Source organism: uncultured Jatrophihabitans sp. (assembly GCF_964246335.1).
GTDB lineage: Bacteria > Actinomycetota > Actinomycetes > Mycobacteriales > Jatrophihabitantaceae > Jatrophihabitans.
The window spans coordinates 18005-29248 of record NZ_CAXTQF010000043.1 but is presented as its reverse complement, the minus strand read 5'-3'; the positions used below and the strand labels follow the sequence as shown (position 1 = coordinate 29248).

At 71.0% G+C, this 11244-nt stretch carries 14 protein-coding genes; 9 read left to right on the top strand and 5 right to left on the bottom strand.

Annotated elements, in window-relative coordinates; genetic code table 11:
* Together ACFFCN_RS12895 and ACFFCN_RS12890 are read right to left on the bottom strand one after the other, a co-directional pair.
* On the bottom strand, positions 1 to 345 hold a 345-nt coding region (locus ACFFCN_RS12895; protein ID WP_375492177.1), incomplete at its 3' end, for a DUF3817 domain-containing protein.
* A complete protein-coding gene (locus ACFFCN_RS12890) occupies positions 342 to 743 on the bottom strand; it encodes a hypothetical protein (protein WP_375492175.1) in 402 nt (133 codons plus the stop codon). The genes ACFFCN_RS12890 and ACFFCN_RS12895, both read right to left, overlap by 4 nt.
* A gap of 79 nt (positions 744 to 822) precedes the next feature.
* Between ACFFCN_RS12890 and ACFFCN_RS12885 the strand changes: the two genes are divergently transcribed.
* From ACFFCN_RS12885 to ACFFCN_RS12865, 5 genes are all read left to right on the top strand, one after another.
* Complete coding sequence (locus ACFFCN_RS12885) at positions 823 to 1086, top strand: hypothetical protein (protein WP_375492173.1); 264 nt, start codon at positions 823 to 825, stop codon at positions 1084 to 1086.
* Between the two features lie 51 nt (positions 1087 to 1137).
* Entirely contained in the window at positions 1138 to 2709 is a 1572-nt protein-coding gene (locus tag ACFFCN_RS12880) for an NCS2 family permease (RefSeq protein ID WP_375492172.1), read from the top strand.
* 74 nt (positions 2710 to 2783) lie between these two features.
* Complete coding sequence (locus ACFFCN_RS12875) at positions 2784 to 3230, top strand: MarR family winged helix-turn-helix transcriptional regulator (RefSeq protein ID WP_375492170.1); 447 nt, start codon at positions 2784 to 2786, stop codon at positions 3228 to 3230.
* Complete coding sequence (locus ACFFCN_RS12870; protein ID WP_375492168.1) at positions 3227 to 4651, top strand: MFS transporter; 1425 nt, start codon at positions 3227 to 3229, stop codon at positions 4649 to 4651. Before ACFFCN_RS12875 ends, ACFFCN_RS12870 begins: the two co-directional genes overlap by 4 nt.
* A gap of 4 nt (positions 4652 to 4655) precedes the next feature.
* Entirely contained in the window at positions 4656 to 5213 is a 558-nt protein-coding gene (locus ACFFCN_RS12865; protein WP_375492167.1) for an isochorismatase family protein, read from the top strand.
* A 9-nt stretch (positions 5214 to 5222) separates the two neighbouring features.
* Here the strand turns inward: ACFFCN_RS12865 and ACFFCN_RS12860 are convergent, their stop codons facing one another.
* Positions 5223 to 5564 (bottom strand): MmcQ/YjbR family DNA-binding protein, encoded by a 342-nt coding sequence (locus tag ACFFCN_RS12860; RefSeq protein ID WP_375492165.1) that lies wholly within the window; start codon positions 5562 to 5564, stop codon positions 5223 to 5225.
* Positions 5565 to 5630: 66 nt separating this feature from the next.
* Between ACFFCN_RS12860 and ACFFCN_RS12855 the strand changes: the two genes are divergently transcribed.
* The 3 genes from ACFFCN_RS12855 (at position 5631) to ACFFCN_RS12845 (ending at position 7759) form a co-directional block, all read left to right on the top strand.
* Positions 5631 to 6269, top strand: a complete 639-nt coding sequence (locus ACFFCN_RS12855) for an alpha-ketoglutarate-dependent dioxygenase AlkB (protein ID WP_375492164.1) — start codon at positions 5631 to 5633, stop codon at positions 6267 to 6269.
* A gap of 62 nt (positions 6270 to 6331) precedes the next feature.
* Positions 6332 to 6574, top strand: a complete 243-nt coding sequence (locus tag ACFFCN_RS12850) for a hypothetical protein (protein WP_375492162.1) — start codon at positions 6332 to 6334, stop codon at positions 6572 to 6574.
* Positions 6575 to 6601: 27 nt separating this feature from the next.
* Positions 6602 to 7759: an SPFH domain-containing protein gene (locus ACFFCN_RS12845; RefSeq protein WP_375492161.1), complete on the top strand. Its 1158-nt coding sequence runs from the start codon at positions 6602 to 6604 to the stop codon at positions 7757 to 7759.
* 267 nt (positions 7760 to 8026) lie between these two features.
* Here ACFFCN_RS12845 and ACFFCN_RS12840 read toward each other — a convergent pair whose 3' ends face one another.
* A complete protein-coding gene (locus tag ACFFCN_RS12840) occupies positions 8027 to 9178 on the bottom strand; it encodes a CaiB/BaiF CoA transferase family protein (RefSeq protein WP_375492159.1) in 1152 nt (383 codons plus the stop codon).
* 117 nt (positions 9179 to 9295) lie between these two features.
* Here ACFFCN_RS12840 and ACFFCN_RS12835 point away from each other — a divergent pair, with 117 nt between their 5' ends.
* Positions 9296 to 10264 carry a beta-ketoacyl-ACP synthase 3 gene (locus ACFFCN_RS12835; protein WP_375492157.1) on the top strand — a complete coding sequence of 323 codons (969 nt, stop codon included), beginning with the start codon at positions 9296 to 9298 and terminating at the stop codon, positions 10262 to 10264.
* Between the two features lie 50 nt (positions 10265 to 10314).
* Here ACFFCN_RS12835 and folP read toward each other — a convergent pair whose 3' ends face one another.
* A complete protein-coding gene (gene folP / locus ACFFCN_RS12830; protein WP_375492156.1) occupies positions 10315 to 11220 on the bottom strand; it encodes a dihydropteroate synthase in 906 nt (301 codons plus the stop codon).
* Positions 11221 to 11244 lie beyond the last annotated feature (24 nt).

Genomic DNA, 11244 nt, shown 5'->3' with positions numbered 1-11244 from the left:
GTGCTCGGCGACGAACGACATCGTCGGGATCGTGCCGGCCAGCATCACCAGCACGTAGCGCGGCAGCGGCCAGCGCAGCCGGAAGCCGAGCACGACGGTGGCGACCAGGTAGATGACGTACAGCCAGCCGTGCGCCACCCAGACGATCGCGTACCCGGGCAGGTGGACATTGAATGCGTACTTCAGGATCAGCGCGACGGTGCCGGCGGCGAGCACGACGCCGGTGACGAACGCCATCACGCGATAGCGCGCCAGATGTCCCTGCGCGGAGGCAAATCGCTCGTTGTCGATCGCCGGCTGCCGGACGTCGGTCAGGCTGCGGCCGAAGTTGACGCTCTCGCTCATCGGCGCTCGGTGTCGTTGCGCGCGAGCCCGGCCAGGTAGTCGTTGTAGGCGGCGCGGTAGTCGTCGTCGGGCGGCGCGGCAGTCGTCGGCATCACGTAGCGACGGTAGGCGACCGGCTCGTCGTTCGCGGCGAGCGCCCGCTCGGCTGCCAGGTCGACGGGCCCGGCTCCCTGGCGCCGCGCGGCGTCCCGCAGCACCCGCAGCCACATGGCGACGGCGAACGTCGCGAACAGCCACCACTGGATGACGTAGCCGAAGTTCTGGATGTCGAAGTGCTTCGACTCCGAGACATGCAGCTGCCAGCGGCCGAGGAAGATCATCGTGATCGCCGCCGCCAGGACGAGGACGTGCACCACCAGCCAGCCCGGGCGCAGGGCGAAGCGGATACGGCGGAACACGGCTCAACGGTACGTCCGCGCGTCCCTGGTGCCCACCGCGGACCGCGCGTATCGTCCGAGTTGATCACAGGGAGCGGCCATGTTGGGGACGATCGTCTCGCTGGCAGTCATCGTCGCGATCGCCGCCGTCGCGCTCGCGTTCCGGGTCCGGCGGCGCCGGGTCGCCGAGCGCACCATGTACGTGCCGACCCACCCCGACATCGAGCTGAGCCAGCGCTACGGCGGCTGGGACGCAGACGCCTACGACGCCGGCAGCACGCACCGCTCGGCGGGGTGGCCGCGCAGCCCGGCACGCGCGCTCCCGCCGCCCTCACCGACGAGTCAGCCGTTCGGCCGGCGCTGACGCGCAGCCCCGATACACGCAGGACACAACGATGCGGCAGGATGCCGCCCCGTGACCGATCCAGACACCGCAGGCAGCTTCGGCGACACGACGGGCGCGGGCCAGGCCGGCACGATCCGCGCCGGGCAGGCCGACACGGCCGCGCCGACCCACAATCACGCAGGCCCCGGCCCCGGCACAGGCGCGACCCCACGCAACGGGCTCGACCGCTTCTTCGGCATCACCGAGCGCGGCAGCACGGTCGCCCGGGAGGTGCGCGGCGGCCTCGTCACGTTCGTGACGATGGTCTACATCGTGGTGCTGAACCCGATCATCATCGGCACCGCCAAGGACGTGAACGGCAACTTCCTCGGCTCGGGGCACGCGCCCAAGCTGGCCGCGGTGGCCGCCGTTACCGCACTGGTGGCGGCGTTCTTCACGCTGCTGATGGGCGTCGTCGGGCGCTACCCGTTCGCGCTGGCCACCGGGCTGGGGCTCAACGCGTTCGTCGCGTTCCAGGTCGCGTCCCGGATGTCCTGGCCGGCCGCCATGGGCATGGTCGTGATCGAGGGTCTGGTCATCACCGCGCTGGTGCTGACGGGGTTCCGGACGGCGGTGTTCCACGCGATCCCGCGCGAGCTGAAGAGCGCGATCGCGGTGGGCATCGGGTTGTTCATCGCGCTGATCGGCTTCGCCGACGCCGGCTTCGTGCGCATCGGCAACGGAACGGTGACGCAGCTCGGCTCGGACGGCAACCTGCGCGGCTGGCCCACGCTCGTGTTCGTCGTCGGCATCCTGCTGATCGCGGTGCTGATGGCGCTGCGGGTGCGCGGCGCGATCCTCATCGGCATCGTCGTGGCCACCGTGCTTGCCGTGATCATCGAGGCGGTGGCGAACGTCGGTGCGTTCGACGCGAAGAAGAACCCGAACGGCTGGCAGCTCAACGTGCCGTCGTTCTCGCACAAGAGCTTCGGCCTGCCGGACCTGCATTTGCTCGGCTCGTTCTCGCTCGGCGGTGGTTTCTCCGCGGTCGGCGTGATCTCCGGCATCGTCATCATCTTCTCGCTGGTGCTGTCGGACTTCTTCGACGTGATGGGCACGACGATCGGCCTGGGCAGCGAGGCCAAGCTGCTCGACACGGACGGCAACCTGCCGCGGATCGGCTCGGTGCTGCTCGTCGACGGGCTCGCTGCCGTCGGCGGCGGCGCGTCCGGTGCGTCGTCGGCCACGACGTACGTCGAGTCGGCGTCCGGCATCGGCGACGGCGCGCGCACCGGCCTGGCGAGCGTCACCACCGGCTTGTTGTTCGTGGTGACGGTGTTCCTCTCGCCGATCGCGCAGATCGTGCCGTCCGAGGCCGCCGCGCCGGCGCTCGTGGTCGTCGGCGTGCTGCTGATGGCGCAGATCCGGTTCATCGACTTCAGCAACATCAGCATCGCGGTGCCGGCGTTCCTGACCATCGTGCTCATGCCGTTCACCTACTCGATCACCAACGGCGTCGGCGCCGGATTCATCAGCTTCGTCGTCATCGGCGCGCTGACCGGCAAGGCGCGCAGCATCCATCCGCTGATGTGGGTCGTGTCGCTCGTCTTCCTCGTGTACTTCGCGATCGAACCGCTGAAGACGCTGTTCGGGATCAGCTAGCCCGGACTGGCGATAGACAGTCTGAACTGATAAGTTTGCCCTGAACAGTTCGGGCTGGCTATCAGAGGTGTGCGATGAGCACGGCAACGCGGGTGAGCGCCGATGCGGTGCGCGCCGGGCAGGACCTCGTCTCGGCGATCGGCCGGATCCGGCGACGGCTGCGCGAGGTTGCCACCGACGACCACCTCACGCCGTCGCAGACCTCGGTGCTCGTCCTGCTCGCCAAGAACGGCGCGGCGAGCGCCAGCGCCCTGGCCGCGGTCGAGAACGTCCGCCCGCAGTCGATGGCCGCCATCCTCGCCGCGCTCGACGACAAAGGCCTGATCCAGCGGCACGCCGACCCGCACGACGGCCGGCGCCAGCTCGTCACGCTCACCCGCACCGGTGCGGCGACGTTCCGCGGCACCCGCAGCGCCCGGCACGCATGGCTCGCCACCCGCATCCAGGACGAACTGACCGCCGACGAGATCCGCACCCTGATCGACGCCGCCGCGCTGGTGGAGCGGCTGGCCCGGCAGTGACGGCGGCGCTCGCGCAGCGGGTCCGCGAACGGCTCACGCCCGGGGACGCCGGCTTCGACCGCCGGCTGATCGTCCCGATGGCGCTCGGCGCCGTCCTCAACCCGATCAACTCGTCGATCATCGCCGTCTCGCTCGTCCCGATCGGCATCGCGTTCGGCGCACCACCGTCGCAGACCGCGTGGCTGGTGTCCGGGCTGTACCTCGCGACGTCGATCGGCCAGCCCGTCGTCGGCCGCCTCGTCGACTCGTTCGGCCCGCGCCGGCTGTTCCTCGCCGGCGCCACGCTGACCGGCGTCGCGGGCGTGCTCGGCACGGTGGCACCGAACCTGCCCGTCCTCGTCGTCGCACGGGTGATCCTCGGATTCGGGACGTGTGCCGGCTACCCGTCGGCGATGCGGTTGATCCGCAGCGAGGCGCAACGCACCGGCCGGTCCAGTCCGGCGAGCGTGCTGACCATCCTGTCCGTCTGCAGCCAGACGGTCGTGGTCATCGGACCGACGTTCGGTGGCCTGCTCATCGGCCTCGGCGGCTGGCGCACGACGTTCGCGATCAACGTGCCGCTCGCACTTGCCTGCCTGCTGCTCGGCGTGCGGCGTCTCCCCCGCGAGGATCGCGCCGAACGGACGTCCCGGCACCCGTCGCTGGATGTGCCCGGCATCGCGCTCTTCGCGGCGACGCTCGTTGCGCTGCTGTTCTTCCTCGTCACGCCGCAGCTCGATCGGCTGTGGTTGGTCGGCGTTGCGGTCGTCGCCGCGGCGGCCTTCACCGTGCGTGAGCTGCACACGGCTGACCCGTTCATCGATCTGCGGCTGCTGGGCGGCAATGTGCCGCTGTTGCTCACGTACGCACGCGCGCTGATGTCCGCGGTGATCTCGTACTCGTTCCTGTACGGCTACACGCAATGGCTCGAGGACAGCCACGGGATGAGCGCGGCGCACGCCGGCCTGGTGCTGCTGCCGATGTCCGCGCTGGCCGTCGCCGTCTCGGCGATCACCGGACGTCGACCGGAGATCAAGGCCAAGCTGCTCGTCGGCCAGACGACGCAGGTCATCGCGTGCGTCCTGCTGCTGATGCTGACCGGCGCCAGTTCGATCTGGTTGCTGCTGCTCGTCACCGTCGTGCTCGGCATCCCGCAGGGACTGAACACGCTCGCCATCCAGAACGCCGTGTACTTCCAGGCCGACCCGGAACGCATCGGCGCCTCGGCCGGGCTGATGCGCAGCTTCTTCTACCTCGGCGCGATCGCATCGTCCGCCGTCAACGGAACGTTCTTCGACAAGACGGCCGACACCGCCGGGCTGCACGACGTCGGCATCTTCACCGTCGCGGTCGCCTGCCTCGGCCTGCTCATCACCGTCACCGACCGCTCGCTCGCCCGCGTCGGACGCGACCAGACCGCCGAACCCAGCTCGAAGGACTAACACCGTGCCGGTCAGCACCCTCGATCCGAACACCGCGCTCGTCGTCGTCGACCTGCAGAAGGGTTTGGCGACCATCGAGGCGGCGCACCCGATGGACGACGTTGTCGCGCAGTCCGCGCGTCTGGCCCGCGCGTTCCGCGAGCGCGGCCTGCCCGTCGTGCTGGTGACCGCAACCGGCCGACCGCCCGGGCGCACCGAACGCGGATCGGGGGCGGCGCGCGAGTTCCCGCCGAACTTCGCCGAACTGATGGACGAACTCGAGCCGGCCGCAACGGACCTGCGCGTGGTCAAACAGCGCTGGGGCGCGTTCACCGGCACCGACCTGGATTCGCAGCTGCGCGAACGCGGCGTCTCGCAGGTGGTCATCGCCGGCGTGGCCACCAGTGCCGGCGTCGAATCGACGGCGCGCTCGGCGCACGAGCACGGCTACCACGTCGTCGTCGCCACCGACGCCGTCACCGATCGCGACGCGGACGCCCACACCAACAGCGTCGCGCGCATCTTCCCGAGACTCGGCGAGACCGGCACGACGGACGAGATCCTCGCCCTGCTGGCCGGATGACGTCCGGCTTCAGTCGTCGGCCGAATCCAACTGCTGGGCCAGGCGTGCCGGCGCCTTCGCCAGCCACGCGTCCGTGACCAGCTCCCCTAGCATCGTCCGGTCGACGTCGGCCAGCGAGACGACGGCGCACGCCAGCCGCTTGCCCCAGTAGAACGGCTCGCACGCGTCCGGGTACTCGGCGATGGCGGCGTGGATCGCCGGCTCGCCGAGCATGACGCGCAGGTGGGCGTCGTCCGGCACCGTCGCGAAAATCTTGCCACGCACCCGGAAGGACGCCATGCCGTGGTGGTCCTGCTCGGTGGTCTCCGGCAACCCCAACGCAAGTGCACGCGCGTCGTCGAGGTCGGCCATGCGTCCCAGCATGGTCTAGGCGCACAGTGCTGTCGATTCGAACGTCTGTTTGCTATTGTCGGTGAGGTGACCGGCCTGCAGGCGTCGCTGCTCGACGACGCGAGCGAGGTGACGGTCGGGCGGCTCGGCGAGACTGTGGCGCGGCGCCCGCTCACCGACGGCGCGTGGGTCGATCTGCGCCGGGGCTGGATCGGCGGCGCCGACACGCTGTTCGAGCGGCTGCAGCACAACGTCGAGTGGCACGCCGAGCGGCGGCCGATGTACGACCGCGTGGTGGACGTGCCGCGGCTGCTGCACTTCGTCGACGAGCACGAACCGTTGCCCGACGCGTCGCTGGTCGAGGCAAAGCGGGCACTCGACGCGCACTACGCCGCCGAGCTCGGCGAGCGCTTCGCCACCGCCGGCCTGTGCCTGTACCGCGACGGGCGCGACAGCGTCACCTGGCACGGTGACCGCATCGGCCGCGGCAACACGCACGACACGATGGTCGCGATCATCGTGCTCGGCGCAGCTCGTCCGCTCATGCTGCGTCCCAGACCAGGCGTCGCCACGGGGGGCGCGACGATCAGGCTCGATCTCGGGCACGGCGATCTCGTCGTCATGGGCGGCAGCTGCCAGCGCACCTGGGAGCACGCCGTGCCCAAGAGCGCCAAGGCGAACGGTGCGCGGATCAGCGTGCAGTTCCGGCCCCGCGGCGTGCGCTGAAACCGAGTACTAGATTCGCAAGAGGACAGTGTCGCGAGCGCGCACAGGGAGGCGAATCGGCGATGACCGACACAGCCGACCACTCGCCGATCGGGCTGGCCGGCCGTATCACCACCGCAACACGCGGCGCCGACGGCGCGGGTGAGGTCGAGCTGCGCATCCGTGGCGGCACCGAGACCTTCCTCGCCCGCTCGATGGATCCGCTGCCGGTCGGTGCACCGGTGATCGTCTTGTCCACGCTCGGTCCGCGCACGGTGGTCGTGAGCCCATGGGCCGACCCCGTCGAGAGCCTGCTCGAACTCTAGGAACGCCCGGCCTAAGGAGCCAGCACGATGTTCGGTTACCACGTTCCATCCGCAGACCAGGCGATGCTGATCTCCGGCGGCAAGACCAACGGTTCCCCGTTCCGGGTGGTCACCGGGCACGGTGCCTTCGTGCTGCCGTTCGTGCGCAAGGTCGGTTTCCTCACCCTGTCGCTGTTCGAGTCGGAGGTGTCCGAGCCGTGCGTGACGCGGCAGGGCATCGCGCTGAACGTCACCGCGGTGATCGCGGCGAAGGTCGGTAACGACAGCGAGTCGATCGTGAACGCCGGCCAGCGGTTCCTGTCCGACCAGGACCAGATGTCCGCACTGACCGGCCGCATCTTTGCCGGCCACCTCCGCTCGATCATCGGCTCGATGACCGTCGAAGAAATCATCACCGAGCGGCAGAAGCTCGCCACCGAGGTGCTCGAGGGGTCGAAAGCCGAGATGGCCAAGATGGGCCTGATCGTCGACGCGCTGCAGATCCAGTCCATCGACGACATGAAGCTCGGCTACATCGCCGCGATGGCCGCGCCGCACAACGCCTCGATCCAGCAGGCCGCGCAGATCGCGCAGTCGGCAGCCGATCAGGCCGCCGCCGAGGCCCGTCAACAGTCGTTGCGCAACCAGGCGCAGTACGAGCGCGACACCGCCGTGACCACCGCCGGCTACAACGCCGAGACGCAGGCTGCGCAGAGCAAGGCCGGGCAGGCCGGACCGCTGGCGCAGGCCGAGGCGCAGCGCGAGGTCATCGACGCGCAGACCGACCTCGCGCGGCGGCAGGCCGACCTGCGCCAGCAACAGCTCGCGGCCGAGGTCGTCAAGCCCGCCGAGGCGGAGGCCGAGCGCATCCGGGTGCTCGCCAAGGCCGACGCCGAGCGCACCGAGATCCAGGCCGCAGCCGCCGCGTCCAACAACCGCGTCGCCCTCGACCAGCTGCTGATCCAGCAACTGCCCTCGATCGTCGAGAAGGCGGCGGCCGGGCTCGCCACCGCGAACGTCACCGTGCTGAACGGTTCGGACGGGTTGAGCGAGATCGTGTCCGGACTGGTCGGCCAGGGCCTCGCGATCTTCGACACCATCCGTGGCAACGTCGGCGACTCCACGGCAAGCGGCAAGACGTCCGACCCGAGTGGCCCCGACGACGGCGACAGCGGCCACCGCGCGTTGGAGTCCGGCCAGCAGTAGTTCCTCGCCGGCCTGCTGGGCGGGGAGTCCGGCGGCGTACCCGATGGCGAGCTGGCTGGCGAGCTGGCTGGCGAGTTCGGTGGGTTCGGCGGTGAACTGCCAGGAAGGTGAACGGGTTCGCGCGCGCGGCCTGGGCCGGACTATGTTGCCCCTCCGAGAAACGCCAACTATGTGTCGCTTCAGCGACGGAAAGTTGGCGTTTCTCCGAGGAGGGTGACAGTTGCCCGACGCCGTCGACCGCCGAGCAGGCTGGGAGGAGCGCGGCGGTCAGCCGACGGTCGGGGGCGGGGCGTCGGGCGGTCCGGCCAGCCAGGCGCGGACGGCGTCGGTGTGCTCGCCCAGCGCCGGCGGCGGACTCGGCGCGGCCGGCAGCGGACCGGGCGCACTCGCGTACCGCACCGCGTGCCGCACCTGCCGCGCGTCGCCGACCTCGACGGTCGGCGCGAGCCCGAATGCGTCGGCCTGCGTGAATGCGGACGCCAGATCGCCGACCTGCGCGACCGGCACGTCGGCCGCGGTCAGCCGCTGTTCCCACTGGGCGGCCGAGTCGCCGCGCAGCACGTCCTCCAGCGCGTCGACCATCGCCTGCCGGTTCGACACCCGAGCGGCGTTGGTGGCGAACCGCTCGTCGATCGCCAGACCGGGCACGCCGAGCGAGTGCGCGAGCCGGGCGAACTGCGCGTCGTTGCCGCACGCCACGGCGAGCAGGCCGTCGGCGCAGTTCAGCGTCTCGTACGGCGCGATCGACGGGTGCCGGTTGCCCATCCGGCGCGGCACGGTGCCCGTCGCCAGGAAGCTGCCGGCCTGGTTGGCCAACGAGCCGAGCAGGCTGGACAGCAGGTCGATCTGTACGTGCTCGCCGCGGCCGGTGCGCTCGCGTGCGGTCAGCGCCGCGAGGATGCCGATCACCGCGTCCTTGCCGGACAGCACATCGACGACTGCGACACCGACCTTGTGCGGCTGCCCGTCGGCGTCGCCGGTGATGCTCATCAGCCCGCCCATCGCCTGCAGCAGGAAGTCGTAACCCGGCCGGTCGGAGCCGGGGCCGAAGCCGGTGATCGAGCAGTAGACGACGCGCTCGTTGCCGGCCGCGACCGCGGCGTAGTCGAGCCCGAACCGGCCCAGGCCACGCAGGTTGTGCACGACGACGTCCGCGCGGCGCGCGAGTTCCTGCGCGGCGGCGAGATCCGCGGCGTCCGCAAAGTCGAGCGCGACGCCCAGCTTGCTGCGATTGACCGAGTCGAAGTACGTCGACGACGTCGCGGACCACGGCGGCCCCCACGACCGCGTCTCGTCACCGACGCCCGGTCGCTCGACCTTGACGACGGTGGCGCCGAGATCGGCGAGCGTCATCGTTGCGAGCGGCCCGGCGAGCACCCGGCTGAAGTCGGCGACGAGCAGTCCGTCGAGCGGCGTCATGGCGACCATGCTCGCAGCGCGACCGCAGGCGCCGCGCACCGCCGTGCGCTGCCGATTTCCGTTACCCCGCGGTAGTGGAAACACTTGGACGTCCAAGCAATCCGGAGGTTCTCCCGCGTGCTCCTGCCCATGTCCCCCCGGCCGGTCTACGGCAGCCGGCTGCTCGGTTTCGGCGCGGCCCGGCCGGCGGCCGTCGTGACCGCCGACCAGCTCGGCGCCCCCTTCGGCAAGGACGGCGCGTGGGTGCAGGCGCGTACCGGTATCCGGTCGTCGTGCCGGGTCGCCGATGCCGCCGAGCTGCGCCGGTTGGCCACCGAGGCGGCAGACCAGGTTCTGGCGCAAACGGGTACCGCCGCTCGCGACGTCGATCTCGTGATCACCGCGAGCTGCAGCAGCGCGAACGGGCCCGACGACACCGGTTCGCTGGCAGCCGACGTTGCGGGCGCGGCGGCGCACCTGCACCTCAACGCGGCATGCAGCGGCTTCTGCTACGCACTGAGCACCGCGGACAACTTCATCCGCGCGGGCGACGCCGAACGCGTGCTCGTCGTCGCCGCCGAGCACATGACCTCGCTCGTCGAGCCGGGCGATCTCGGCACGTCGATCATCTTCGGCGACGGCGCCGGGGCTGCGCTCGTCGCCCGCACCACGGACGGGACGTCGGGCATCGGGCCTGCCGTGTGGGGCAGCGACGGCTCGCAGTCGAAGCTGATCGACTGCGGCGCGATCGTCGGCGGCCGGCTGCGGATGGCCGGTCAGCAGGTGTTCCGCTGGGCCGTCGACAAGGTGCCCGCCATCGCCCGTGAGGCGTGCGCGCGCGCCGGGGTGCGGCTCGGCGACATCGACGTGTTCGTCCCGCACCAGGCGAACGGCCGGATCATCGACGCCGTCGCCGCACGGCTCGGCATGTCGCACGCGATCGTGGCCGACGACGTGGCGACCGCCGGCAATACGTCGGCCGCGTCGATCCCGCTCGCCCTCGCCGACCTGACCCGGCGGCGGGCGGTCGAGGCCGGCCAGCTGGCGTTGCTCGTCGGCTTCGGTGCCGGACTCAGTTACGCCGCGCAGGTGATCCAGCTGCCCTGACGATCGCTCGCCGGCTGGCCGGTCAGCCGGTCTGCCGGCCGGTCAGCAGCTCAGTCGGTCGCGGGCGGCTCGTGCCGGATGTCGTCGGGCAGCCGATGGTCGACGGCGATGTCGCGCCGGCCGGTCAGCGTCTCGACCGTCGCCACCGCATCGACCGCCGCGGCGACGTCGTGCACGCGCACGATACTGCCGCCCGCGGCCGCCACATGCGCGACGGCGGCGATGGTCGCGGCGTCTCGGGCGCGCGGCGCCTTGCCGGTGATCGCGCCGAGGAAGTCCTTGCGCGACAGGGCAAGGAGCAGCGGACGCCCGAACCGGCGGAACTCGTCGAGCCGGCGCAGCAGGTCGACGGTCTGGTACGGCGTCTTGGTGAAGTCCGGCCCCGGGTCGACGATCAACGCCTCGCGCGGCACACCCAGCTGCTGCGCCCGCGCTAGGGTGCGTTCGAAGAAGCGCGCAACGTCGGCAACGACATCGTCGTACGCGTCCGGGTCCTGCAGGTCGACCTTCGGCGGCCTGAGCGTGTGCATGATCACGAGCGCGGCCCCGGCGTCCGCACACAGCTGCGCCACGCGCGGGTCGCGCAGCCCGCTGACGTCGTTGACGATCCCGGCGCCGGCGGCGAGCGCCTGCTCGACGACGACCGGCTTGTAGGAGTCGACACTGATCAGCACGTCCGGCCGGCTGGCGCGCAGCGCATGTACGAGCGGCACGACCCGCTCGGCCTCGTCGACGTCGCGTTCCTCCGGCCGTCCGGTGATCGCCGACTGGCCGCCGATGTCGACGATGTCGGCACCGGAATCGGCCAGGTGCTCGGCGTGCGCCAGCTGCCGGTCGAAGGTGGCGAAGCGGCCGGCGTCGGAGAACGAGTCAGGGTTGGCGTTGACGACGCCCATGACGAGCGTGCCGCCGACGGTGATCGTCCGGTCCCTGATGCGCAGGACGGGATCGGGCACCTGACCAGCCTAGGTGCGGCCGAT